Raw genomic sequence first — 24524 nt, 5'->3', positions numbered from 1 at the left:
GGCGCCCGGCAGACGCTCAGCGAGACTCGGCCAGGGCCGCGCGCACGCGCGCGGTCGCCTGGCCGTCCCAGCCCTCGGGCTGGACGATCGCGGCCCACAGGTCGACGGCGTCCAGCCCGTAGGCGTGCCCGTGCCCGTCGGGGACGTCGAGCGAGAACACCATGTCGAGCGAGACCTGCCAGAACGTCACGACCGGGAACCAGCGCACGCCCGGGTCGACGTCGGGCCCCGACGGCTCTTGGAGCCAGTCGGGGCGCTTCAGCAGCAGATCGGTCGACCACCACGTGACCGGGTCGCTCGCGTGCTGCCAGAACACGATCCGATGGTCGCCCCAGGGCGCGCCGTCGAGCCGCAGGTCCTCGGGTGAGGCTGCGAACCTGATCGCCGCGCCGCCGTCGACCACGGGCAACCGCTCGAGGGAACCGGCGTCACGGTTCGCGGTGATCGTCGCCCACGGTTCGGCGAACCCGGGCGTGCCGACGAGCAGCGCTCCGTCGACGCCGGTGACGAGCGCCTCCGCGTCGGGGAAGGCCGCCTGGCTGCCGTACGACCCGAGGCTCTCGCCGAACACGACGAGCCGCGGTCGCTGCGCCTCAGGGATCGACGCGAGGCGGACCTGGACCGCCTCGAGGAGCGCCTGCCCTGCGGCGCGCGGGGTCTCGCGGTCGACGACGAACGCGACCGGGCTCGGCAGGTAGGAGTACTGCATCGCAGCGATCGCGCAGTCGCCGCTCGTCACGTGCTCGAGCGCGGACGCGATGGCCTCGTTGACCCAGCCGGTTCCCGTCGTCGTCGCGACGGCGAGCGTGCCTCGTCCGAACGCGCCCGTGCGGTCGAGCTCGGCGACGACGTGGGCGGCGACGTCGTGCACGTCGCCTTCTGGCCCGGCCGCGTCGCGGCCTGCGTAGACGCGGATCGGTTCGAGCGCCGCGCGCCGGGTGACGGCCGCGAGCGCCTCGGCGTCGCTGCCGCCTGCGACGAAGCGCCGTCCTTCGCTGCCGAGCGTCTCCCACCGCTCAGGGGACTCGGGAGAGCCGGAGCGCAGCGGGCTCGTCGGTCGGACGACGCCTTCCGGGGTGTCCCGGTCGGCGACCTGGGCGGCCCGCTCGGCGGTAGCGACGAGGCCGCGCCGGACGGTCGCGTCGGCTGCGAGCACGACGAGGACGACGACGAGCATGACCCCGATGAGCCGCGCGACCGGCGCGGGCAGGAACCGGTCGAGGCGCAGGATGATCCGTTGGGAGAGCGCGCGGACACCGCGGGCGACGAGCAGGATCGTGGCGGCGATCAGGAGCGCGAGAGGCAGCACCGCGAGGTACGTCCCGTACGGCGCGCTGGTCCTGCCGACGAGCTCGCGGACGATCCTCTGCCAGTACGTCCCCATGACGAGCGCGAGCGGGACGACGACGGCGCTCGTCCACCCGAGCACGCGCCACCCGAGACGCCGGGTGCGCGCGGAGAACCGAGGGCTCACGCCGCAGCCCCGCACCACCCACACGACCAGGCACCCCACGCCGTACCCGATGACCGAGCTGAGCCCGGTCGCGACCGCCTGGAGGTACCAGGCGCGCGGGAGCAGCGACGGCGTCATCGACGCCGCGAAGAACGTGAGCGCGAAGGCGAGCGCGACGGGGTGCAACCTCTCGGCGTGCCCGTAGGCCCAGCCGGTGACGGCGGTGCGTGCACGTGCGGGCATCTCCCGATGCTAGCGAGTGGCCCGCGCGGCACCCGGGGCGGGCCGTGGAGATCTCTGGCTGCAGACGCGACGAAGGGCCGCACCGTCGTGGTGCGGCCCTTCGTCAGGGGAGGTGCGGTTGCGTCAGACCGTGTCGACGCGGGTCGCGGCGACCGGCGCAGCGGAGAGGCGCTGGAACGCGAAGCCGATGACCAGGAACATCACGCCGAGGCCCATGACCAGCGCGGAGACGCCGTAGGCGATGACCGAGCTGAAGAGCGAGGCGCGGAGGAAGGAGCCGTTCATGACCGTGTTGCGCTGGCCCTGGGCTGCGGCAGCCTGCTCGGTGTTGGAGATGACCTCGGGGGCGGCGGCGAGCTCGTTGAGCTTGGCGATGTCCATCTTGTCGACCGCGGCGGCGATCTCCTCGGAGGCGGTCGTGTCAGCGGCCTTCGCGGCGTCCTTGAACTGCGAGACCTTCGCGCCGAGCTGGGCGTACGTGAGGCCGTCCGAGCCCTTGAGCGCGTGCTTGTTGATGACCTCGGCCTGGGCGTAGGCGGTGAACGGGCCACCGACCTTCTTGCCGGCGAGCATGTCGGCGTCGGCGGAGATCGTGATCTCCTCGGCCTTGAGCTGGCTGGTGATCATGCCCCAGACAGCGCCACCGGCGATGATCAGGACCGCACCGGCGATGAACGAGATGATCGCGACGATCGCGACCGGCTTGCTGGACTTGGCGACTGCAGCAGTCATGGTGTTTCCCCTCGTGGGCCGTCCCCCTTCTCGAGGGCCGGACTGTTTTCCGATGGCTCAAAACTAGAGCGTCTCGCGGTCCCGCCAGGGGGACCTAGGGCTCAATTTTCACGGTTCTTCCGGACGAGTCTGGCAGCAAGGGCTCTCGGATCAAGACCAAGGTCCCGGCTCGGCGCGTCGGGCACAGGACGAAGGGCCCGCCCCCTTGCGGGGGCGAGCCCTTCGTCATGCCACGACGTCAGATCGTGGTCACTCCCACTCGATCGTGCCCGGCGGCTTGCTCGTCACGTCGAGCACGACGCGGTTGACGTCCTTGACCTCGTTCGTGATGCGCGTCGAGATCGTCGCGAGCACCTCGTAGGGCAGACGCGACCAGTCCGCCGTCATCGCGTCCTCGGACGAGACGGGACGCAGGACGATCGGGTGACCGTAGGTGCGGCCGTCGCCCTGGACGCCGACCGAGCGGACGTCGGCGAGCAGCACGACCGGGCACTGCCAGATCTCCCGGTCGAGGCCAGCCTTCGTCAGCTCCTCGCGCGCGATGAGGTCCGCGGCGCGCAGCGTGTCGAGGCGCTCCTGCGTGACGTCACCGACGATGCGGATGCCGAGCCCGGGGCCCGGGAACGGCTGACGCCAGACGATCGCCTCGGGGACGCCGAGCTCGAGACCGACCGCGCGCACCTCGTCCTTGAACAGGGCACGCAGCGGCTCGATGAGCGAGAACTGCAGGTCGTCCGGCAGGCCGCCGACGTTGTGGTGGCTCTTGATGTTCGCCGTGCCCTCACCGCCGCCCGACTCGACGACGTCGGGGTAGAGCGTGCCCTGGACGAGGTACTTGACCTCGCCGCCGTGCTCGCCCGCGTCCGCGACGACCTCACGTGCTGCGTCCTCGAAGACGCGGATGAACTCGCGGCCGATGATCTTGCGCTTGGTCTCCGGGTCGCTCACGCCCGCGAGCGCGTCGAGGAACCGCTGCCGCGCGTCGACGACCTTGAGCTGGACGCCGGTCGCCGCGACGAAGTCCTCCTCGACCTGCTCCGCCTCGCCCGTGCGCAGCAGACCGTGGTCGACGAACACGCACGTGAGCTGGTCGCCGATGGCGCGCTGCACGAGCGCGGCCGCGACGGACGAGTCGACGCCGCCCGAGAGGCCGCAGATGACGCGGTCGGAGCCGACCTGCGCCCGGATCGCGGCAACCTGCTCCTCGATGATGTTGCCCGGCGTCCAGCTCGGCTCGAGGCCCGCGCCCACGTAGAGGAAGTTCTCGATCGCGTCCTGGCCGAGCGGGGAGTGCTTGACCTCGGGGTGCCACTGCATGCCGAACAGGCGGCGGTTCGTGTCCTCGAACGCTGCGACGGGCGAACCCTCCGACGTCGCGAGCACCTCGAAGCCTGCGGGCGCCTCGTGGACCGCGTCGCCGTGGCTCATCCACGTCGTCTGCGCGTCCGGCGAGCCCTTCAGGAGCGAGCCGGTGCTGCGGATCTCGACGCCGGTGCCGCCGTACTCGCGGGCGCCCGTCTGCGCGACGGTGCCGCCGAGCGCCTGGGCCATGGCCTGGAACCCGTAGCAGATGCCCAGGACCGGCACGCCGGCCTGGAACAGGGCCGGGTCGACCGAGGGGGCACCCTCGGCGTACACGGACGCTGGTCCGCCCGAGAGGATGATCGCGGCGGGACGCTTCGCGAGCATCGCGTCGACCGGCATCGTGTGCGGCACGATCTCCGAGTAGACGCGCGCCTCGCGGACGCGTCGCGCGATCAGCTGGGCGTACTGGGCGCCGAGGTCGACGACGAGGACGGGACCGTCAGGGTTCGAGGTGGTGGTCACCCGACAAGGATAGTGGGCGCCCCCACGGCTGGTCGCGGCGTCTCAGGGCGCCTGCGTCACACCCGGGGCTGCGTCGCTGTCGCCGCCCGCCGCGGCGCGCTCCGCGCCGTCGAGCAGGGCCGTCGCCTCCGCGTGGACCTTCTTCTCGACGACGAACGACATGACGGGCACGACCCCCGCGAGCACCATCGTCACGAGGCGGCCGAACGACCACCGCATCTTCGACCACAGGTCGACGACCGTGACGAGGTACACGACGTAGATCCAGCCGTGCGCGAACGGGATCCACCTGAGGTACCGCATGACCGGGTCGGGCGCCTGGAACGCGTACTTCAGCAGCAGCTCGACGCACAGCACGAGCAGGAAGGTGCCCGTCACGAGCGCGAGCACGCGGTACCGGGACACCGCCCCGCGGGCGCGGGCGATCCTCGTGGGCAGGTCGATCGCGGTCACTCGTGCTCCTCCAGGCTCGGTGCGGGCCGTGCGGAAAACATGTTCGTGGATGTCAGGCCCACCGCCCATGCTAGAGGCGTGCGACACCTTCCCCTCCCCCGGCTCGGAACCCCCGACACCCGTTCGCCTGCGCGCTTCCTGTGGTGGCAGGCGCGCCAGCAGAAGGGCGTGCTCGCGCTCGCCCTCCTCATGGGCGTGCTCACGTTCGGGGCGCAGACCGTCATGCCGTACGTGGTCGGGGCCGCGCTCGACTCAGGCCTGGAGTCGGGGCTCGACGCGGAGCTCGCCCGCTGGGTGCTGATCCTGCTCGCTGCCGCCGTCGTGCAGGTCGTGACGGCTGCGCTCGGCCACCGCGCGGACGTCGTCAACTGGATGCGCGCCGCGTTCGCGTCGGCGGAGCTCGTGAGCGACCGCGTGACGGTCGCGGGCCACACGATCAGCGAGGAGCTGCCGACGGGCGAGGTCGTCACGACCGTCGCGAACGACGCGCTGCGCCTCGGCGAGGTCTACGCGAGCGCCGCGCGCCTCGTGGGCTCGGTCGTCGCGTACGTGGTCGTCGTCGCGGTCATGGTCCCGATGTCGCTCGAGCTCGGGCTCGTCGTCGCGCTCGGCCTGCCCGTCGTCGCGGCCGTGCTCGCGCTCCTCGTCAAGCCGCTGCAGGCCCGCCAGGCGACGCAGCGCGAGACGCAGGGCCGGCTGACGACGCTCGGCTCGGACACCGTCTCGGGCCTGCGCATCCTGCGCGGCATCGGTGGCGAGAAGGTCTTCGCCGACCGCTACCGCGCGCAGTCCCAGAAGGTCCGCCGGGCCGGAGAGCACGTCGCCGTCACGCAGTCGTGGCTCGACGCCCTCCAGGTGCTGCTCCCGGGGCTCATGGTCGCGCTCGTGCTGTGGCTCGGCGCCCGTCAGGCGGTCGCGGGGACGATCACGCCCGGCGAGCTCGTGACGTTCTACGGGTACGCGGCGTTCCTCACGTGGCCGCTGCAGAACATCACCGAGTGCATCCAGTTCCTCACGCGCGCCGTGATCGCGTCGCGCAAGATCATCCGCGTCCTCTCGACCCAGCCCGCGACGGGGACGACGCCCGTGCGCGCGGCGATGCCCGCGCCGGGTGCCGAGCTCGTCGACGAGACGAGCGGCGTGACCGTCACCCACGGGCGCGTGACCGCCCTCGTGTGCGCGGACCCGGACGAGTCGGCGGCCGTCGCGACACGCATGGCGCGGCTCGACGACGACGCGGAGGCAAGCACACCCGTGCGCCTCGGCGGGGTGCTCCTGCGCGACCTCGACAAGGCCGGGCTGCGGCGTCGGGTCGTGCTGAGCGAGGCGACACCGCACCTCTTCTCCGGGACGCTGCGCACCGAGCTCGACGTGCGCGGCACGGCGTCCGACAGCGACATCCACGCCGCGCTGCACGTCGCGGACGCGCAGGACGTCCTCGACTCCACGCCGGGCGGGCTCGACGGAGAGCTCGCCGAGAAGGGCCGCACCCTCTCGGGCGGCCAGCGCCAGCGCGTCTCGCTCGCCCGCGCGCTCCTCACGGACGCCGACGTGCTGCTCCTCGTCGAACCGACGAGCGCCGTCGACGCCCACACCGAGGCGCGCATCGCCGAACGGCTCGCCGCCGCACGGCGGGGCCGCTCGACGCTCGTCGTCACGGCGAGCCCCCTCGTCCTCGAGCACGCCGACGAGGTGCTCCTGCTGCGCGACGGCGTCGTGCGCGCCCGAGGCACGCACCACGAGCTCCTCGCCGCGACCACCGAGGCCGGGCACCACTACCGGACGATCGTCGGGCGCTCGCTCGACGAGGACGACGACCGCGCCGACGAGCGCAGGACGGAGGTCGCACGATGAGCGCGACGAAGCTCCCCGTCGCCGACAGCGCGACCGTGCGCCGGCGGACGGTCGCGCTGCTGCGCAAGCACTCCCGCACGCTCGCGGGAGTCACCGGCCTGCACACCCTCGCGGCGCTCGCCGGGCTCGTCGGTCCGCTGCTCGTCGGGCGGCTCGTCGACGACCTGTCCGGCGGCACGACGGTCGCGCACGTCGACCGCACGGCGCTCGTGCTCGTCGCCGCGGTCGTCGCCCAGGCCGTCCTCGTGCGGTACGCGCAGCGCAACGCGCGCATCTACGGCGAGTCGCTGTTCGCCGAGCTGCGCGAGGACTTCGTCGACACCGTCACCGGGCTGCCCCTGTCGACCGTCGAGAGCGCCGGCACCGGCGACCTCGTCGGCCGCACGACGAACGACGTCGACCGCATCCAGTACGCCGCCCGCTTCGGGGTGCCGCGCGTGCTCGTCGCCGTCGTGACGATCGTGTTCACGCTCGCCGCGTCGTTCGTCCTCGCGCCGCAGGTGGCAGTGATCATGCTCGCGCCGGTGCCGCTCGTCGTGCCCGTCGTGCGGTGGTACCTGAAGCGTGCGACGCCGGGCTACCAGCGCGAGTCCGCCTCCTACGCGCGCCTCAACGGAACCATCACCGAGACGGTCGAGGGCGCGCGCACGGTCGACGCGCTCGACCTCGGTGCGTCGCGTCGCGCCCGCGTGCGGGACGACCTGAGCGAGGCCTTCCAGGCTGAGCGGTTCACGCTCTACCTGCGCACCGTGCTGACGCCCGGCATGGACTCCGCGTTCATGCTCGCGCCGATCCTCACCCTCGTGTGGGGCGCGTTCCTCGTGTCCCAGGGCTGGGCGACGATCGGCGCGGTCACCGCGATCGTCCTGTACGGGCGCCAGATGGTCGGGCCCGTGTGGGAGCTCGTGTTCTGGTTGGACGAGATGCAGGTCGCCGCGACGTCGCTCGCGCGCCTGTTCGGCGTCGACCTCGTCGACGACGACCGCACCGCGTCAGGCGAGGAGCCGACGGCGGAGGACGTGCAGGCACGCGCCGTGCGCTACGCGTACCGCGAGGGCCACGACGTGCTCCACGGGATCGACCTCGACCTGGCCCCGGGCGAGCGCCTCGCCGTCGTCGGGCCGTCGGGAGCGGGCAAGTCGACGCTCGGACGCATGCTCGCAGGCATCCACCCGCCCACGGGCGGCTCGGTCTCGGTCGGCGGTGTCCCGCTCGTCGAGCTCCCGCTCGAGGACCTGCGCGGGCACGTCGCGCTCGTGACGCAGGAGCACCACGTGTTCGTCGGGACGGTCGCGGACAACCTGCGGCTCGCTGCCGCGGACGCGTCCGAGGAGGACCTGCTCGTGGCTCTCGACGCGGTCGCCGCCCGCGGGTGGGTCGAGGACCTGCCCGACGGCCTCGACACCGCGGTGGGCTCGGGTGGCCACGCGCTCACGCCCGCGCAGGCGCAGCAGGTCGCGCTCGCACGTCTCGTGCTGCTCGACCCGCACACGCTCGTCCTCGACGAGGCGACGTCGCTCCTCGACCCGCGCGCCGCACGGGACCTCGAGCGGTCGCTCAACGCTGTGCTCGAGGGCCGCACCGTCGTCGCGATCGCGCACCGCCTGCACACGGCGCACGACGCCGACCGCGTCGCCGTCGTCGACGCAGGGCGCATCACGGAGATCGGTCCGCACGCGGAGCTCGTCGCCGCTGGCGGCGACTACGCGACGCTGTGGCACTCCTGGCAGTCGGACTCACCGACCAGGTGAGACCGGCCGCGGGCGGGCCTGTGCTCTCGAGCGTCAGGCCCGCTCGTCGTCCCGCACCGGCGGGGCGTCCCCGCTCGTGGGCGCGGGCTCGGGCTCGGCGCGCGGCTGGAGCGCCTCCCAGCCCGTGAACGCGTCGTCGTCGCGCTCGGCGCGGGACTCGTCGCGCACGGCCTGCAGCCACAGGCCGACCGCGAACAGGCCGAAGATCCACCACTGCACCGCGTAGAACAGGTTCTGCAGGTTGAGGCCGCCGTCAGAGCCCTCGAGGCGCGGACGGTCGAGGAGTGCGAGGCTCTCCGCCCCCGGGTCCGCAGGATCGCTCGCCGACTGCACGAGGTACCCCGAGTACACGGGGCCGCCCCACACGTTCGCGAGGTGGCCCGAGCTGATCGAGTCGGTGATCCCCTCGCCGACCATGCCCGTGCCGACCGACTCGGACGTCTGCAGGTACCCGGTCACCGTCACGGTCCCGGGCGCGGGCGCGGGCGCGACCGCGTCTCCCGGCGACGCGACCCAGCCGCGCACGACGGGGAGGACGGGCGGGCCCGAGAGGTCCGCCCACGTCGCTCCCCCGGCGCCGTCGTCCGACACCCGGAGCGGAGAGAGCACGAGGTAGCCCGTCCGGCCTGCGTGGGCGCGGCCCTCGACGAGGAGCTGACCTTCCTCGAAGGTTCCCGTCACGCTCACGGTCTTACCGACGAGCGCACCGCTCATCCCGACCTGCGGCGCGAGGACGTCCCCGATGGGCACGGGGCCTGCGGACGTGAGCTCGTCGATGCGGTGCTGCTCCGCCTGCGCGCCGCGCTCCTGCGCGCGCTCGAGCTGCCAGCGGCCGAGCGAGCCGCACCCGAAGGCCACGACGATCACGACGACGAGCAGGACGAGCATCCGGGGGCTCAGCGCCGCCCGGACGAGATCTGCGGGTGAGAACCTCCCGGCCGGGGCCGTCGTGACCGACGTCTCACCATGATCGTCCGCGGGCCCCTGGGACGCGTGTTCTCCGCAGGATTCCGCGCTGCTCATGCCCTCACGGTACCGGATGACCTAGGTCCCGATCCCGGCACGTGGGACTTCTGGGAACCCGCGGGTAACGGGCACCGCTGTCACAATCAGGGAGGATTGAGAAAGTCAGGAGTCCGCCAAGTTGTGCACCCGCCCCGGAGGCAGCAGATGAGCGTTCCCGTCGTTTCAGACCCCACGACCACGACAGCGGCCCAGACCGCCGACCCGCAGCGCTGGCGCCGCGGCCCCGGCGCACCGGTCGCACCCGAGACCCTCGCACGCGTCGACGCGTGGTGGCGGGCCGCGAACTACCTGTCCGTCGGGCAGATCTACCTGCTCGCCAACCCTCTCCTGCGCACGCCGCTGACGCGTGACGACGTCAAGCCGCGTCTCCTCGGCCACTGGGGCACGACGCCCGGGCTGAACTTCCTGTACGCCCACCTCAACCGGGTCATCCAGGAGCGCGCGCTCTCCACGATGTACATCACGGGCCCCGGCCACGGCGGTCCCGGCCTCGTCGCGAACACCTACCTCGAGGGCACGTACACCGAGACGTACCCCGACATCACGCAGGACGACGAGGGCCTGCGCCGCCTCGTGAGGCAGTTCTCGTTCCCCGGCGGCATCCCCTCCCACGTCGCACCGGAGACCCCCGGCTCGATCCACGAGGGCGGCGAGCTCGGGTACTCCCTCTCGCACGCGTACGGCGCAGCGTTCGACAACCCCGACCTGCTCGTCGCCGCAGTCGTCGGTGACGGCGAGGCCGAGACGGGCCCGCTCGCGACGAGCTGGCACTCCAACAAGTTCGTCAACCCGGCGAAGGACGGCGTCGTCCTGCCGATCCTCCACCTCAACGGCTACAAGATCGCCAACCCGACCGTGCTCGCGCGCATCAGCGAGGACGAGCTGCGCGCGCTCATGGTCGGCTACGGCCACGAGCCGCACTTCTTCACCGGCGGGTTCGACGACGAGTCCCCCGAGTCGCTCCACGGCCGGTTCGCCGCCCTCCTCGACGAGGTGCTCGACGAGATCGCCGACATCAAGGCGCGCGCCGCCACGGGCGACGAGTCGCGGCCTCGCTGGCCGATGATCGTCCTGCGCACCCCCAAGGGCTGGACGTGCCCGCCCGAGATCGACGGCAAGCGCACCGAGGACTCGTGGCGCGCCCACCAGGTGCCGCTCGCGAGCGCGCGGGACACCCCCGAGCACCTCGAGACGCTCGAGCAGTGGCTGCGCTCCTACCGCGCCGACGAGCTGTTCGACGAGACCGGCCGCCTGCGCCCCGAGGTTGCCGCGCTCGCCCCGGCGGGCGAGCTGCGCATGAGCGCCAACCCGCACGCCAACGGCGGGCTGCTCATGAAGGACCTGCGCCTGCCCGACTTCCGGGACTTCGCCGTCGAGGTGTCGGAGCCCGGCGACTCGCTCAGCGAGGCGACGCGCGTGCTGGGCGACTACCTGACCGAGGTCGTGCGGCTCAACCCGACGAACTTCCGGATCTTCGGTCCCGACGAGACGGCGTCGAACCGGCTGCAGTCCGTCTATGCCGCGACGTCGAAGGTGTGGAACGCCGACTACCTGCCCACGGACATGGGCGAGCATCTGGAACGCGCGGGCCGCGTCGTCGAGATGCTCTCCGAGCACCAGTGCCAGGGCTGGCTCGAGGGCTACCTGCTGACGGGCCGCCACGGCCTGTTCAACTGCTACGAGGCGTTCATCCACATCATCGACTCGATGTTCAACCAGCACGCCAAGTGGCTCAAGGTCACGCGTGAGATCCCGTGGCGCAGGCCCATCCCGAGCCTCAACTACCTGCTGTCGAGCCACGTGTGGCGTCAGGACCACAACGGCTTCTCGCACCAGGACCCGGGGTTCATCGACCACGTCGTCAACAAGAAGGCGGAGGTCGTCCGCGTCTACCTGCCGTTCGACGCGAACACGCTCCTGTCGACGTACGACCACTGCCTGCGCAGCCGCGACTACGTCAACGTCGTCGTCGCAGGGAAGCAGCCCGCGCCGAACCTGCTGTCGATGGACGACGCCGTCGCGCACACGACGCGCGGCATCGGCATCTTCGACTGGGCGGGCACCGAGGTGCCCGGCACCGACCCCGACGTCGTGCTCGGGTGCGCGGGCGACGTGCCGACGCTCGAGGTGCTCGCCGCGGCGGACCTGCTGCGTCAGCACATCCCCGAGCTCAAGGTGCGCGTCGTCAACGTCGTCGACCTCATGCGGCTGCAGGACGCGACCGAGCACCCCCACGGCCTGACGGACCGCGACTTCGACAACCTGTTCACCACGGACAGGCCCGTCGTCTTCGCATACCACGGCTACCCGTGGCTCATCCACCGCCTCACCTACCGCCGTGCCGGCCACGCCAACATCCACGTGCGCGGGTACAAGGAGGAGGGCACCACCACGACACCGTTCGACATGGTCATGCTCAACGACCTCGACCGGTTCCACCTCGTGATCGACGTGATCGATCGCGTGCCAAGCCTGGGCTCGAAGTACGCGAGCCTTCGCCAGCACATGCAGGACGAGCGCCTCAGGGCGCGCGAGTACACGCGGAACCACGGGGAGGACCTCCCCGAGATCCGTGACTGGGTATGGCCCGACGCCGGTAACACCGGTGCGGGCACCGACGGTCAGAAGGCGACCGTCGCTACTGGAGGCGATAACGAGTGACAACGACGGGTCGGAACATCTACATCACCTCGGCGGAGGGCGAGACCGGCAAGTCGACGGTCGCGCTCGGCATCGTCGACCTGCTCACGCGACGCGTGCAGAGGGTCGGCGTGTTCCGGCCCGTCGCCCGCTCGACGCAGCAGCGTGACCACGTGCTCGAGCTGCTGCTCGCGCACGACGGCGTCGACCTCGACTACGAGCAGTGCGTCGGCGTGACGTACGACGACGTGCACGCCGACCCGGAGGCCGCGCTGTCGACGATCGTCACGCGCTACCACCAGGTCGAGGCGCGCTCCGACGTCGTCGTCATCGTCGGCACCGACTACACGGACGTCGCCGGTCCCACCGAGCTCGGGTACAACGCGCGCATCGCGGCGAACCTCGGTGCGCCCGTCCTGCTCGTCGCCAACGGCAACCGTCGCACGCCCGAGTCGGTGCGTCAGAGCGTCGACGTCGCGATCGCCGAGCTCACGGGCCATCACGCGCACGTCGTCGGCGTCCTCGCGAACCGCTGCAACCCCGCGCAGGTCACCGCCGTGCGCAGCCAGCTCGCGACGCCCGAGCGGCCCGCGTGGGCCATGCCCGAGGACCCGTACCTCACCGCACCGACCGTGCGTCAGCTCACCGAGGCGGTCGACGGCACCCTCATCGCGGGCGACGAGGAGCTCATGGGTCGCGAGGTCCTCGACGTCCTCGTCGGCGCCATGTCGATCGAGCACCTGCTCGACAGGATCACCGACGGCTCCGTCGTCATCACCCCTGGCGACCGCTCGGACATCCTGCTCGGCCTGCTCACCGCCCACGCGGCCAACGGCTTCCCGAGCCTCGCCGGCGTCATCCTCAACGGCGGGTTCACGCCGCCGCCCGTCGTCACCCGGCTCGTCGAGGGCCTCGACGCCCGCCTGCCGATCATCACGACCGACCAGGGCACGTTCCGCTCCGCGTCGATCGCGTCGCAGACGCGTGGCCTCGTCACGGCGAGCACCCAGCGCAAGATCGACACCGCCCTCGCGCTGTTCGAGCAGCACGTGGACGGCGACGAGCTGCTCGACATGCTCGCGGTCGCCCGCACCGAGGTCGTCACGCCGCTCATGTTCGAGTACGAGCTGCTCAGCCGGGCCCGCGCGGACCGCAAGCACATCGTCCTGCCCGAGGGCAACGACGACCGCATCCTGCGGGCCGCGTCCACGCTGCTCCAGCGGCAGGTGGCGGACCTGACGATCCTCGGCGACGAGCGTGACATCCTCGCGCGCGCCGCGGGCCTAGGCCTCGACCTGTCGGGCGCGCAGATCGTCGACCCGTCCGAGGGCGAGCTCTTCGAGCGGTTCGCCGAGGAGTACACGAAGCTGCGCGCCCACAAGGGCATGACGGTCGAGCGTGCCCGCGAGATCGTCCGCTCGGTCTCCTACTTCGGCACGATGATGGTCCAGCTCGGCCTCGCCGACGGGATGGTCTCGGGTGCCGCGCACACGACCGCGCACACGATCAAGCCGTCGTTCGAGATCATCAAGACCGTCCCCGACGTCTCGGTCGTGTCGTCGGTGTTCCTGATGTGCCTCGAGGACCGCGTCCTCGTGTACGGCGACTGCGCCGTGAACCCGGACCCGACCGCCGAGCAGCTCGCGGACATCGCGATCTCCTCGGCTGCGACGGCCGCACAGTTCGGCGTGGAGCCGCGCATCGCGATGCTGTCCTACTCGACGGGCGAGTCCGGCACGGGCGCCGACGTCGACAAGGTGCGCACCGCGACCGCGATCGTCCGCGAGCGCCGGCCCGACCTCTCGGTCGAGGGTCCGATCCAGTACGACGCCGCGGTCGACGCGTCGGTCGCGAAGACGAAGCTGCCCGACTCGGCGGTCGCCGGCCGGGCCAACGTGTTCATCTTCCCGGACCTCAACACGGGCAACAACACCTACAAGGCCGTGCAGCGCTCGGCCGGCGCGATCGCCGTCGGCCCCGTCCTGCAGGGCCTGCGCAAGCCCGTCAACGACCTCTCCCGCGGTGCCCTCGTCCAGGACATCGTCAACACCGTGGCCATCACGGCGATCCAGGCCCAGGGCCAGTCGCCGGCCGGCGCCTGAGAACAAGGAGCAACAACCGCATGAACCCGATCACCGCGCCGAACGGCACCGTTCTCGTCATCAACGCCGGATCGTCGTCGATCAAGTACCAGCTCGTCGACCCGGTCGGTGGTGAGGCGATCGCCTCGGGCATCGTCGAGCGCATCGGCCAGGACGTCGGCATCGTCACGCACAAGTACGCGGGCTCGGAGGCGCGCCTCGACCAGCCGGTGGCGGACCACTCGGTGGGTCTGCGGCTCGTCCTCGACCTGTTCGCGAAGCACGGACCGGACCTGGACGCGGCGCACATCGTCGCCGTCGGGCACCGTGTGGTGCAGGGCGGGGCCGTGTTCTCCGGCCCTGTCGTCGTGACGGACGAGGTCGTCGAGCAGATCCGCGCGCTCGTGCCGCTCGCTCCCCTGCACAACCCCGGCCACGTCGCCGGGCTCGAGGTCGCGCGTGAGCTGCTGCCCGACGTCCCGCACGTCGTCGTCTTCGACACGGCGTTCTTCCAGACGCTCCCGAAGGCTGCGTACACGTACGCGATCCCGCCGGCGGTCGCGGAGGCCAACCAGATCCGTCGGTACGGCTTCCACGGGACGTCTCACGAGTTCGTGTCCAAGGCTGCCGCCGAGTTCGTCGGGCGTCCGCTCGAGGAGCTGCGTCAGATCGTGCTGCACCTCGGCAACGGCGCGTCCGTGTCGGCGGTCCGCGGCGGGCGTGCGGTGGACACGTCGATGGGTCTGACCCCGCTCGAGGGTCTCGTCATGGGTACGCGCTCCGGCGACATCGACCCTGCGGTGATCTTCCACCTGCACCGCGAGGGCAAGATGAGCATCGACGAGATCGACACGCTCCTCAACAAGCAGTCGGGCATGCTCGGCCTGACGGGCGAGAGCGACTTCCGTGCGATCCACGACCTGGTCGCGGAGGGTGACGCGTCGGCTGTCCTCGGTCTCGAGGTGTACGCGCACCGTCTGAAGAAGTACGTCGGTGCGTACCTCGCGGTGCTCGGTGGCGCGGACGTCATCACGTTCACGGCCGGGATCGGCGAGAACGACGACGTGGTGCGCTGGCAGGCGCTCGCCGGGCTCGAGGAGCTGGGCATCGAGCTCGACGCGGACCTCAACGCGGGCCGGATCAAGCAGCCGAAGGTCATCTCGACGCCGTCGTCGCGCGTCACGGTCCTCGTCGTGCCGACGAACGAGGAGCTGGCGATCGCGCGCCAGGCGGTCGAGCTCGCGGGCTGACGAGCGAGAGAGGGCCGGGCCGCGACCGGCCCGGCCGTCCGCTCACGCAGCCTCCTCCGCCCGAGGTAGGGGGCTGCACGCGAGACAGGGGCCTGTACGTCACGACGTGACGTGCAGGCCCCTGTCTCGTTGCTCGGGCGGGCAGCTCGCTCCGGCGGCTCAGGCGAGGGCGAGCGCGGCCACCACCTCGGCGTCCATCGCCGCGACCGCGGCCTCGCGCGCCGTGGTCGCGTCCGCGGCGGCGAGCGCCGCGTCGGCGACGGCGCGCGCCTGCTCGCGCGTGTGCGCCGCGAGCGCGAAGCGCACCGCCGGGACCGCGGTCGCGGACATCGACAGGCTCGTGACGCCGAGGCCCGCGAGGACGACAGCCATGGCCGGGTCGGCTGCGGACTCGCCGCACACGCCCGCGGGCTTGCCCGCCTCCCCCGCTGCGGCGGCCGTCGCCGCGACGAGGTCGAGGACAGCAGGCTGCCAGCGGTCGATGAGGTCGCCGAGCGCGCCGCACAGGCGGTCGGTAGCCATCGTGTACTGCGCGAGGTCGTTCGTCCCCATGGACACGAAGTCGACCTCGGCGAGGATCGCGCGGGCGCGCAGCGCTGCCGCAGGGACCTCGACCATGACGCCGACCGTCGTCAGGCCGTGGGACCGCGCGGCGGCGGCGAAGTCGCGTGCCTCGGCGGGCGTCGAGACCATCGGCGCCATGACCCACGGCTCCACGCCCGTCTCGCGCGCAGCATCCGCGAGGGCGGCGAGCTGCGTGTCGAGGAGGTGCGGGACGGTCCGCACGAGGCGGTAGCCGCGCACGCCGAGGGCGGGGTTCTCCTCCTCGGCCTGGTCGGCGAACGCAAGAGGCTTGTCGGCGCCTGCGTCGAGGGTCCGTACGACGACCTTGCGACCCCCCAGGGCGCGCAGGACGCGCGCGTACTCGCGGGCCTGCTCCTCGCGCGCGGGGGCGGTCGTCCGGTCGAGGAACATCACCTCGGTGCGGAACAGGCCGACACCCTCGACGGCCGCCGGGGCGACCCTCTCGGCGTCGTCGGGGCTGCCGATGTTCGCCAGGAGGGCGACCGGCGTGCCGTCGGCGAGAGCGCCGGCAGAGGTGTCCTCGGCGAGCCGCGCCGCGAGCTCGGCGCGACGCGCGAAGACCGCTACGACGTCGTCCGACGGGTCGGCCTCGACGGTCCCGGCGAGCGCGTCCACCGCGACCGTCGTGCCCTCCGCGAGGTCGAGCGCCCCGGCGACGCGGACGACGCACGGGATGCCGAGCTGGCCCGCGATGATCGCGGTGTGGCTCGTGGTGCCACCGAGCTCGGTCACGATGGCCCGCACGAGGCGCAGGTCGAGCGCAGCGGTGTCGGCGGGAGCGAGGTCCTCGGCGACGATGACGGCAGGTCCGGTCAGGGAGGGGACCCCGGGCTCGGGCAGCCCGAGGATCTGTGCCGCGACCCGGTCGCGGACCGACCGCAGGTCGGTCACCCGCTCGGCGAGCAGGCCGCCCGCCGAGGTGAACATGTCGACGAACGTCCCCACGGCGGCGTCGAGCGCCGCGACCGGCGTGGCACCGTCGGCGACGCCGGCGAGGGTCTTCTTGCGCAGGGCGCGGTCGGTCGCCATCTGTGCCGTCGCCCGCAGCACGGAGGCCGCCGGCTCGACGGCGCCGTCGGCCTGGGCCCGCAGGCGGCCCGCGACCACGTCGAAGGCGTCGACGACCGCGGCCTCGGCTGCCTCGCGATCTGCGGGGGCGCTCTCGGAGATCCCGGCCGCCGGCGGTCGCGCGACGTGCACGACAGGGCCGATGGCTGCGCCGCGGCCGACGCCTGCCCCGGTGAGGATGCGGTCGTCGGTCATGTCAGTCGTCCTCGTCGAGGTCGCGCTCGAGGAGCGCGACGAGCTGGTCGAGCACCTCGTCGGCCTGGGGGCCTTCGGCCTCGAGCGTGACCTCGTCGCCGTGCGGCACACCGAGGGACATGACGAGCAGGATGCTCGCGGCGTCGACCGGCTCCTCGGAGCCGTGGGCGATCGTCACGTCGACGCCGGAGTCGGCGACGGCCTGCGTGAAGATCGAGGCGGGGCGGGCGTGCAGTCCCGAGCGGGACGCGACGGCGACGGTACGGCTGGGCATCTGGAGCTCCTGGGGGTGCGGGCAGGTGATGCTGCCCTGGGTGGTTGGTCTGTGCGAGCGCCGCGACGGTGGCGGCGCTGCTCCGGCCGGGCGGCCGGCGAGGGCGCGTGCCGGGCGTGGGGCCCGGCACGCGCCGGTGGGTCAGGCGGCGGCCAGCTCGTCGGCGGTGCGCTCCGCCTCGACGACCGTGTTGTGACCAATCTTCTTGAGCGCGATGACGACGACCGCCGAGACGACCGCGCCGATGACGACGGCGGCGAGGAACCCGAACGGGTTGCCGATGAGCGGCAGGACCCAGATCCCTCCGTGGGGCGCCTGCAGCGATGCGTCGAACGCCATGATGAGCGCGCCGGTCGCAGCCGAGCCGATCATCGAGGCGGGAAGCACCCGGAACGGGTCGACGGCGGCGAACGGGATGGCTCCCTCGGAGATGAAGGACGCGCCGAGCAGCCAGGCGGCCTTGCCGTTCTCCTGCTCCGCATGCGTGAACATCTTCTTCGCGAGGACGGTCGAGGCGAGCGCCATGGCGAGCGGTGCGACCATGCCTGCAGCCATGACGGCGGCCATGACGCGGTACTCGGTCGCGCCTGCGGTGAGCCCCACCGTCGAGAGCCCGGTGACGCCGAACGTGTACGCGACCTTGTTGACCGGACCGCCCAGGTCGAAGCCCATCATCAGTCCGATGATGGCGCCCAGGAGGATCAGGTTGGCGCCCGTCAGGCCGTTGAGCCAGCTCGTGAGCCCGTCCATGAGCGCGGCGAGGGGGCGGCCGAGCACGACGAGCATGAGGAGGCCGGTCACGAAGGTCGACAGCAGCGGGATCACGACGACGGGCATGATGCCGCGCATCCCCTTCGGGACCTTCCACCGGCTGATCCACAGCGCGAGGAAGCCACCGATGAAGCCGGCGACGAGGCCACCGAGGAACCCGGCGCCCACGGTCACGGCGATCGAGCCGCCGACGAACCCGGGGACGAGCCCAGGACGGTCAGCGATCGCGTAGGCGATGAACCCTGCGAGCACGGGGACGAGGAACCCGAAGGCCGCACCGCCCGCCGCGTTGAGGAGGACCGCCCAGTCCTTGAGGTCGAACGCGTCGAAGCCCGAGATGATCTCCTTGACGGGCACCTTGGTCACCTCGACGGCACCGTTCTGGTCCCAGGCGACGCCAGCCAGCATGAACGCGAGCGCGATGAGGATTCCGCCTGCGGCGACGAACGGGATCATGTAGGAGATGCCGGTCATGAGCCACTGGCGCACGCGTGTGCCGACGCTCGCGTCCTTGTCGACCTTGGTGGTCGGTGCGGCGGGAGCGTCCGCGGCAGGTGCCGCGACGGGGCCCGCCTCGACGGCAGCGATCGCCTGGGCGAGGACGCCGGGCGCGTCGTGCACAGCCTTCTTGACGCCGACGTCGACGGTGGGCTTGCCCGCGAACCGGTCGCGGTCCTTGACCTCGAGGTCCGCGGCGAAGATGACGCCGTCGGCTGCGGCGATGACGGCGGGGTCGAGCGGGGAGCTGCCCGCCGAGCCCTGGGTCTCGACCTGGACGTCGTGGCCGGCCGCCTTGCCGGCCTGCTCGAGCGCCTCGGCGGCCATGTAGGTGTGGGCGATGCCCGTGGGGCAGGAGGTGACGGCGACGAACTTCACGAGGCCACGACCTCTCGGGTGACGATCTCGGCGACGGTCTCGGCGTCGGGCGCGGCGCGCAGCGAGTCGCGGAACGACTCGTGCACGAGGCGGCGCGCGAGGGACGCGAGGATCTTGAGGTGGTCCGCGTCGCCCTCGGCGGGCGCGGCGATGAGGAACACGAGCGTGGCCGGGCCGTCGGGAGCGCCGAAGTCGACACCGGCGGGCACGCGGCCGACGGCGAGGGACGGGGCGACGACGTGTGCCGAGCGCGCGTGCGGCAGGCCGATGCCGCCGGGCATGCCGGTGGCCATCTTGGCCTCGCGCTCATGGACGTCGGCGAGGAAGCCCTCGGCGGAGGTCACGCGTCCCTCGGCGACGAGGAGGTCGATGAGGGCTCGGGTGACCTGTGCGCGGTCGGTCCCGGGCAGGTCGAGGGCGACGAGCCCTGGGGTGATGAGGTTGGTGCTCACGTCACAGCTCCTTCAGTGCGATGCGGCGGGGCGGGTCGGTCAGGGTGCGCACCTCGTCGAGGTGCAGGTCGTTCGGGGTGGGGACGGCGGATCCGGGGAGCAGCACGGCCGCGCGTCCCCACGCGGCCGCATGCTGGAGCGCGAGCAGCGGGGAGCCGACGCCGTGGCGTCCGTCCCCTTCCTGCGTCGCGACGGAGAGGAAGCCGGCGAGGGTGCAGTCCCCCGCGCCGACGGTCGATCGTGGGACGAGGGCGTCGCCGCCGGCCCACCAGGTGCGGACGTCGCCGGGTGCGGCGTCGGCGTGGTCGCGGCGCACGAGCAGGAGCCCGTGGGCGCCGAGCGAGACGAGCACCGAACGGGTGCCTCGGTCGATGACCTGGGTCGCGGCGTCGACGACGTCGCCGACCGTGACGAGCTCGCGTCCGGTGAGCTCGGCGAGCTCCTCGTCGTTGGGCTTGATGAGCTCGAGCCCGCCGGTCTCGACGGCGCGGGCGAGCGGGGCGCCGGAGGTATCGAGGACGAGGCGGGCGCCGAGCCCGGTGCAGACCTCGGCGACGTGCCCGTAGAAGTCGTCGGCGAGACCTGCGGGCAGGCTGCCTGCCCCGACGACGACGGGCGTGTGCCCGGCGGCGGTCGCCTGGGTGACCTCGTCACGCAGGGCGTCGAGCAGCTCGCGCACGTCGTGGCTGCTGAGCGTGTCGCCGGGGGCGTTGATCTTGGTCGTGGTGCCTGCGGCGTCGACGAGGGTGACGTTGGAGCGGGTGTCGATGTCGACGGGGACGGGGTGGGCCGGGACCTGGCTGGCGGCGAGCTCGGCGATCATCTGCGCGCCGTCGGGGCCGCCTGCGGGGAAGATCGCGACGCTCGCGGTGCCGGCGGCGGTCAGCGCGCGGGTGACGTTGAGGCCCTTGCCGCCTGCGTCGACGCGGGTGGCGTGCGCACGGTTGATGCCGCCGAGGTGGATGGACTCGGCGGCGTAGGTGCGGTCGAGGCTGGGGTTGGGGGTGAGGGTGATGATCATGCGAGCTCCACGGTGAGGCCGGCGTCGGTGAGCTCGGCCCGCAGGTCCGGGTCGAGGGCGTCGTCGGTGAGGAGGAGGTCGACGTCGTCGAGGTCGACGACCTTGGCGAAGTCGGAGCGGCCGACCTTGGAGTGGTCGGCGAGGACGACGACGCGGCGCGCGGCGCGGACGAACGCCCGCTTGATGCTCGCCTCGGCGAGGTCGGGCGTGGTGACGCCGCGGTCGGGGGTGATGCCGTTGGCGCCGAGGAAGAGGATGTCGGCGTGGAGCTCGCTGAGGACGCGCTCTGCCCAGGGGCCGACGCTCGCGAGCGTGCGGCCGCGCATGAGGCCCCCGACGAGGTGGAGGGTGATGTTCGGCCGAGCGGCGAGGACCGTGGCGATCGGGAGGCCGTTGGTCACGACGGTGAGCTCGCGGTCGGTCGGGAGGAGCTCGGCGAGGCGGACGGTCGTGGTGCCAGCGTCGAGGAGGATCGTCGCCTGCTCGGGGAGCTCGGCGAGCTGGCGGACGGCGGCTCTCGCGATCCGCTTCTTCTCTGCGGCGTTGCGGCTCTCCTTGTCGGCGATCCCGGGCTCGATGCCGAGCGTCTCGATCGCGACCGCGCCCCCGTGGACGCGGCGCAGCAGGCCCTGCCGCTCGAGGACGGACAGGTCGCGCCGGATCGTCTCGGGTGTGACGGCGAGGGCGGTGGCCAGTGCTGTGACCTCGACGCGTCCTGCGGTGCGGGACTCGGCGAGGATCGCCTGGTGGCGCTCGGGTGCGTACACATCAACTCCGTCGTTGCCTCGACACCCCCGTTCGGATGTCTGTATGTACTTGTATATGCCCGATCATGTCCGGATGCAAGGGCCTGAGTGGCCCCGATCACGTCCTCGCAGGTCGTCGACGTGACGTGGGCGAGCCGGATGTCCGACCGTGTCCGTCCAGACGCAGGAGGGTCCGGTCAGCCGGTGACGGCCTGGAGGCCCATGGACGCGAGCGCCTTCCGCGAGCTCGTGAACCAGTTGCGGGAGACACCTTCGCGCACGTTCGTGCCCGAGTGGATGCCGTACGCGTTGGCGCCGTAGAACCACGGTCCGCCGCTGTCGCCGCCTGCGGAGCCGGTCGTCCCCTCGGTCATCGCGAGGTCGCAGATCGTGTAGGTCAGGTTCGGGTACTTGGTGCATGCGGAGGTGTACTTCACCGTGCTGCACCCAGACCCGGTCCCGGTCGCCGCACCGAAGCGGCACACCCGCGTGCCGACCTTGAGGACAGGATGGGCGAGGACGTCGCGGTACTTGCCCCAGTCGTAGCGGAACCGGGCGTCACCGCCGTTCTTCGAGCGGTGCCACTGGGCGTCGCCCGCGCTGTTGGCGGTGAAGATGCTCGCGTTGTAGAGGTTGTCCCCGCTGGTGATCGTGAGCGCCTCGGGGCAGTGCTTGGCCGTGAGGACTCCGATGTTCGACCCGGACTTCGCGGTGAAAGCTGTCGTGCACCGGAGCGCGCTGTTGTTGCGATTCGCGAGGAGCTGGCCGCCGCTCGCCGCCTCGTTGACGTTCTCGAGCGTCCGGTCGACGTCGACCGTCACGGCGTCCTCCGCCTGCTCGCTGACGCCTTCGGGTGCGGCGTCCTCGTAGGCCTCGACAGCTGCGGCCTCGATCCGGCTCTCCGCGCGTCCTTCCGTGATGGCGACCTCGATGTCACCGGTCTGAGGCTCGACGAGCGTCATGAGCTCGCCGTCCTCCGGGAGAACCTCGGCAACGGCCTGGGCGACCGCTTCGTTGATCTCGGACGCCTCCGCGTCGGTGAGTGCAGCGCCGCCGCGCGCCGTGATGCGCGGGTGGTCGGCGAGCACGGCCTCGACCTCGTCGGGGACGGGGCCCGTGAAGGCGATGTAGGCGCCGCCGTCGTCGGTGAATCCTGCCGCCGAGAACGAGTCGGCGTGCGCCTCGATCAGCGGGTCGAGGATGGCGTCGACCTCGACCTGGAACTGGGCCTGCTGTGTGAGGGCGTCAGGATCGAGGCCTGACTCCTCGGCGTCCCGGGCCACGTCGACCGCGAGCGCTCCCGCGCCCTGGTCCTCGTCACCGGCATGGGCGGCGTTCGCGCTACCCCCTCCCCACAGGGCCGCCATGGCCACCGCGAGAAGACCGGTTCCGCACCTGCGAGCTCGTTTTCCTGTCACGTGTGCCCCCACGACCACGTCGGACGGGTGCGTCCTGTGGCGCGCCCCCTTGCGTTCGACGCTAACCGCTCTCCGGGAGGAGGGCAACAGTCCGCAGACCACCAGCCAGCCGCAAGATCACGCGGGACTCAGGGCAGCCGAAGCGACCTCAGCACGCGCAGACCGGCCGTGAGCACGTCCTGCCCCTTCCCAGCCGGCAGCGCGAACAGCTCGTCGAGCGACGCGCCGTGACGCACGAGCCGCTGTCCCACGACGGTCTGCGCCTCGGTCATCTGCTCGATGCTCTCGCGACCGTGCCGACGCCCCACTCCGGACGACCCGAATCCGCCCATGGGCGCACCGACCGACCCCCACGCTGCTGCGTAGCCGTCGTTGATGCCGACCGACCCCGAGCGGACCTGCGCGGCGAGCTCGCGGCCGCGCCGCAGGCTCGACGTCCAGATGGACGCGTTGAGGCCGTACTCGGTCGCGTTCATGAGGCGCATCGCCTCCGCGTCGTCGCGGACGCGTTGGACTGCCACGACGGGCCCGAACGTCTCCTCGGTCGCGCACAGGGCATCGGCCGGGACGTCCGTGAGGACGGTCGGCTCGTAGAAGAGCTGCCCGAGGTCGGTGCGGTGCACGCCGCCGACGAGGACGCGGGCGCCGCGCGCGATCGCGTCGTCGACGTGCTCGGAGATGCGCTCGAGCTGGGCCTCATTGGTGAGCGAGCCCATGTCGTGCGTGTAGTCGAGGCCTGGACCGACGCGCAGCTCGCGCACCGCGTCGACGAAGCGGGCGAGGAACTCGTCGGCAACGGCCTCGTGGACGAGGAGCCGCTCGATCGACATGCAGAGCTGGCCGGTGTTGGAGAAGCACGCGCGCACAGCGCCAGCGACCGCCGACTCGAGGTGCGCGTCCGCCGCGACGTAGAGGGGGTTCTTGCCGCCGAGCTCGAGGGTCATCCCGATCAGGCGGCCGGCGGCCCGCTGAGCGACCTTGCGGCCCGTCGCGGTCGAGCCGGTGAACACGAGGTGGTCGACCTGGTCGATGAGCGCCTCGCCGATGTCGCGGCCACCCGTGACGACCTGCAGGACGCCCTCGGGAAGGCCCGCTCGCGCGAGCGCGTCCGCGGCCCACAGGGCCGTGAGCGACGCCTGCTCGTCGGGCCGCAGCACGACGGCGTTGCCTGCGAGCAGCGCGGGCAGCGCGTCGGCGAGAGCGAGCGTGAGCGGGTAGTTCCACGGTGAGATCACGCCGACGACGCCGACCGGGCGGCGGTGCACGGTCGCGGCCGTCAGGACGGGCAGCATGCCGGCGACCCGGCGGGGACGCAGGTAGCGCGGCCCCTGGACGCCGTAGTGCCGGCAGACCTGCGCGACGTCGGCAACCTCCTCGAACGCGCTCGCGCGGGCCTTGCCGTTCTCGAGCTGGATGAGGTCGAGAACGGCCGACTGCTCCGCGAGGACGATGTCGTGGAGAGCGAGGAGCACGCGTGCCCGCTCGGTCGCACTGTGCAGCGCCCACGCCCCCTGCGCCTCGCGCGCACGGCCGACCGCGGTCGCGACGTCCTCCAAGGTCGAGCGTGGGACGCTCGCGATCGGCGCGCCCGTCTGAGGTGAGTGCACGAGGCGGCTCCCGCCGCGCTGGGACGCGACGACGCGCGCCACGAGGTGGGCGACGTCGCTGGGCTCGAGGAGCAGGGTCGCGGTCGGCTCGTCCACGTCGACGAGGCCGGAGGCGTCAGGGCCGCCGGGCGCCGTGTTCTCGTTGGTCATGGGTTCACGGTACGCGGCGTCCCTGACAGTCGGCCGCAGCCAGGGCGGGAC

At 72.1% G+C, this 24524-nt stretch carries 18 protein-coding genes; 5 read left to right on the top strand and 13 right to left on the bottom strand.

What is annotated here, in order from left to right; all coding sequences use genetic code 11:
- Positions 1–16: 16 nt before the first annotated feature.
- The 4 genes from AC4F3Q_RS01605 to AC4F3Q_RS01590 form a co-directional block, all read right to left on the bottom strand.
- Positions 17–1696, bottom strand: coding sequence for an alpha/beta hydrolase (locus tag AC4F3Q_RS01605; protein ID WP_491038450.1), 1680 nt, complete (start codon positions 1694–1696; stop codon positions 17–19).
- Positions 1697–1819: 123 nt separating this feature from the next.
- Positions 1820–2428, bottom strand: a complete 609-nt coding sequence (locus AC4F3Q_RS01600) for a hypothetical protein (RefSeq protein WP_491038449.1) — start codon at positions 2426–2428, stop codon at positions 1820–1822.
- Positions 2429–2677: 249 nt separating this feature from the next.
- Positions 2678–4255, bottom strand: coding sequence for a glutamine-hydrolyzing GMP synthase (guaA, locus tag AC4F3Q_RS01595; protein ID WP_491038448.1), 1578 nt, complete (start codon positions 4253–4255; stop codon positions 2678–2680).
- A 42-nt stretch (positions 4256–4297) separates the two neighbouring features.
- On the bottom strand, positions 4298–4708 hold the full coding sequence (locus AC4F3Q_RS01590) for a DUF3817 domain-containing protein (RefSeq protein ID WP_491038447.1): 411 nt from the start codon (positions 4706–4708) through the stop codon (positions 4298–4300).
- Positions 4709–4786: 78 nt separating this feature from the next.
- Here AC4F3Q_RS01590 and AC4F3Q_RS01585 point away from each other — a divergent pair, with 78 nt between their 5' ends.
- Both AC4F3Q_RS01585 and AC4F3Q_RS01580 read left to right on the top strand, forming a co-directional pair.
- Positions 4787–6562: an ABC transporter ATP-binding protein gene (locus AC4F3Q_RS01585; RefSeq protein ID WP_491038446.1), complete on the top strand. Its 1776-nt coding sequence runs from the start codon at positions 4787–4789 to the stop codon at positions 6560–6562.
- Complete coding sequence (locus AC4F3Q_RS01580; protein WP_491038445.1) at positions 6559–8313, top strand: ABC transporter ATP-binding protein; 1755 nt, start codon at positions 6559–6561, stop codon at positions 8311–8313. The genes AC4F3Q_RS01585 and AC4F3Q_RS01580 overlap by 4 nt, the downstream gene beginning before the upstream one ends.
- Before the next feature lie 33 nt (positions 8314–8346).
- Here AC4F3Q_RS01580 and AC4F3Q_RS01575 read toward each other — a convergent pair whose 3' ends face one another.
- On the bottom strand, positions 8347–9336 hold the full coding sequence (locus AC4F3Q_RS01575) for an SURF1 family protein (RefSeq protein WP_491038444.1): 990 nt from the start codon (positions 9334–9336) through the stop codon (positions 8347–8349).
- A gap of 147 nt (positions 9337–9483) precedes the next feature.
- Here AC4F3Q_RS01575 and AC4F3Q_RS01570 point away from each other — a divergent pair, with 147 nt between their 5' ends.
- Genes AC4F3Q_RS01570 through AC4F3Q_RS01560 form a run of 3 tightly spaced genes read left to right on the top strand, consistent with a single transcriptional unit; the run spans position 9484 to position 15310 of the window.
- A complete protein-coding gene (locus tag AC4F3Q_RS01570) occupies positions 9484–12000 on the top strand; it encodes a phosphoketolase family protein (protein ID WP_491038443.1) in 2517 nt (838 codons plus the stop codon).
- A complete protein-coding gene (gene pta, locus AC4F3Q_RS01565) occupies positions 11997–14081 on the top strand; it encodes a phosphate acetyltransferase (protein ID WP_491038442.1) in 2085 nt (694 codons plus the stop codon). Before AC4F3Q_RS01570 ends, pta begins: the two co-directional genes overlap by 4 nt.
- Before the next feature lie 20 nt (positions 14082–14101).
- Positions 14102–15310, top strand: a complete 1209-nt coding sequence (locus AC4F3Q_RS01560; RefSeq protein ID WP_491038441.1) for an acetate/propionate family kinase — start codon at positions 14102–14104, stop codon at positions 15308–15310.
- Positions 15311–15469: 159 nt separating this feature from the next.
- Here the strand turns inward: AC4F3Q_RS01560 and AC4F3Q_RS01555 are convergent, their stop codons facing one another.
- From AC4F3Q_RS01555 to AC4F3Q_RS01520, 8 genes are all read right to left on the bottom strand, one after another.
- A complete protein-coding gene (locus AC4F3Q_RS01555) occupies positions 15470–17158 on the bottom strand; it encodes a putative PEP-binding protein (RefSeq protein WP_491038440.1) in 1689 nt (562 codons plus the stop codon).
- Position 17159: 1 nt separating this feature from the next.
- Complete coding sequence (locus AC4F3Q_RS01550) at positions 17160–17432, bottom strand: HPr family phosphocarrier protein (protein ID WP_098457481.1); 273 nt, start codon at positions 17430–17432, stop codon at positions 17160–17162.
- A 141-nt stretch (positions 17433–17573) separates the two neighbouring features.
- Entirely contained in the window at positions 17574–19079 is a 1506-nt protein-coding gene (locus tag AC4F3Q_RS01545) for a PTS fructose transporter subunit IIC (protein ID WP_491038439.1), read from the bottom strand.
- Positions 19076–19531 (bottom strand): PTS sugar transporter subunit IIA, encoded by a 456-nt coding sequence (locus AC4F3Q_RS01540; RefSeq protein WP_491038438.1) that lies wholly within the window; start codon positions 19529–19531, stop codon positions 19076–19078. The genes AC4F3Q_RS01545 and AC4F3Q_RS01540 overlap by 4 nt, the downstream gene beginning before the upstream one ends.
- Before the next feature lies 1 nt (position 19532).
- Positions 19533–20552: a 1-phosphofructokinase family hexose kinase gene (locus tag AC4F3Q_RS01535; RefSeq protein WP_491038437.1), complete on the bottom strand. Its 1020-nt coding sequence runs from the start codon at positions 20550–20552 to the stop codon at positions 19533–19535.
- Positions 20549–21319, bottom strand: a complete 771-nt coding sequence (locus AC4F3Q_RS01530; protein ID WP_491038436.1) for a DeoR/GlpR family DNA-binding transcription regulator — start codon at positions 21317–21319, stop codon at positions 20549–20551. Before AC4F3Q_RS01530 ends, AC4F3Q_RS01535 begins: the two co-directional genes overlap by 4 nt.
- Before the next feature lie 176 nt (positions 21320–21495).
- A complete protein-coding gene (locus AC4F3Q_RS01525) occupies positions 21496–22665 on the bottom strand; it encodes a S1 family peptidase (RefSeq protein ID WP_491038435.1) in 1170 nt (389 codons plus the stop codon).
- Between the two features lie 179 nt (positions 22666–22844).
- Entirely contained in the window at positions 22845–24473 is a 1629-nt protein-coding gene (locus tag AC4F3Q_RS01520) for a succinic semialdehyde dehydrogenase (RefSeq protein ID WP_491038434.1), read from the bottom strand.
- Between the last annotated feature and the right edge of the window lie 51 nt (positions 24474–24524).

The sequence above is a fragment of the Flavimobilis sp. BM9 genome, assembly GCF_058313055.1.
The sequence above is the reverse complement of the archived record's forward strand: the minus strand, read 5'-3'. Positions and strand labels throughout refer to the sequence as shown.

What these genes read in the sequence shown, in the direction of transcription:
- AC4F3Q_RS01605 (WP_491038450.1), bottom strand. Translation starts at nt 1,696, where the DNA reads ATGCCCGCACGTGCACGCACCGCCGTCACCGGCTGGGCCTACGGGCAC.
- AC4F3Q_RS01600 (WP_491038449.1), bottom strand. Translation starts at nt 2,428, where the DNA reads ATGACTGCTGCAGTCGCCAAGTCCAGCAAGCCGGTCGCGATCGTCGCG.
- AC4F3Q_RS01580 (WP_491038445.1), top strand. Translation starts at nt 6,559, where the DNA reads ATGAGCGCGACGAAGCTCCCCGTCGCCGACAGCGCGACCGTGCGCCGG.
- AC4F3Q_RS01575 (WP_491038444.1), bottom strand. Translation starts at nt 9,336, where the DNA reads ATGAGCAGCGCGGAATCCTGCGGAGAACACGCGTCCCAGGGGCCCGCG.
- AC4F3Q_RS01570 (WP_491038443.1), top strand. Translation starts at nt 9,484, where the DNA reads ATGAGCGTTCCCGTCGTTTCAGACCCCACGACCACGACAGCGGCCCAG.
- AC4F3Q_RS01560 (WP_491038441.1), top strand. Translation starts at nt 14,102, where the DNA reads ATGAACCCGATCACCGCGCCGAACGGCACCGTTCTCGTCATCAACGCC.
- AC4F3Q_RS01555 (WP_491038440.1), bottom strand. Translation starts at nt 17,158, where the DNA reads ATGACCGACGACCGCATCCTCACCGGGGCAGGCGTCGGCCGCGGCGCA.
- AC4F3Q_RS01550 (WP_098457481.1), bottom strand. Translation starts at nt 17,432, where the DNA reads ATGCCCAGCCGTACCGTCGCCGTCGCGTCCCGCTCGGGACTGCACGCC.
- AC4F3Q_RS01535 (WP_491038437.1), bottom strand. Translation starts at nt 20,552, where the DNA reads ATGATCATCACCCTCACCCCCAACCCCAGCCTCGACCGCACCTACGCC.
- AC4F3Q_RS01525 (WP_491038435.1), bottom strand. Translation starts at nt 22,665, where the DNA reads ATGGCGGCCCTGTGGGGAGGGGGTAGCGCGAACGCCGCCCATGCCGGT.
- AC4F3Q_RS01520 (WP_491038434.1), bottom strand. Translation starts at nt 24,473, where the DNA reads ATGACCAACGAGAACACGGCGCCCGGCGGCCCTGACGCCTCCGGCCTC.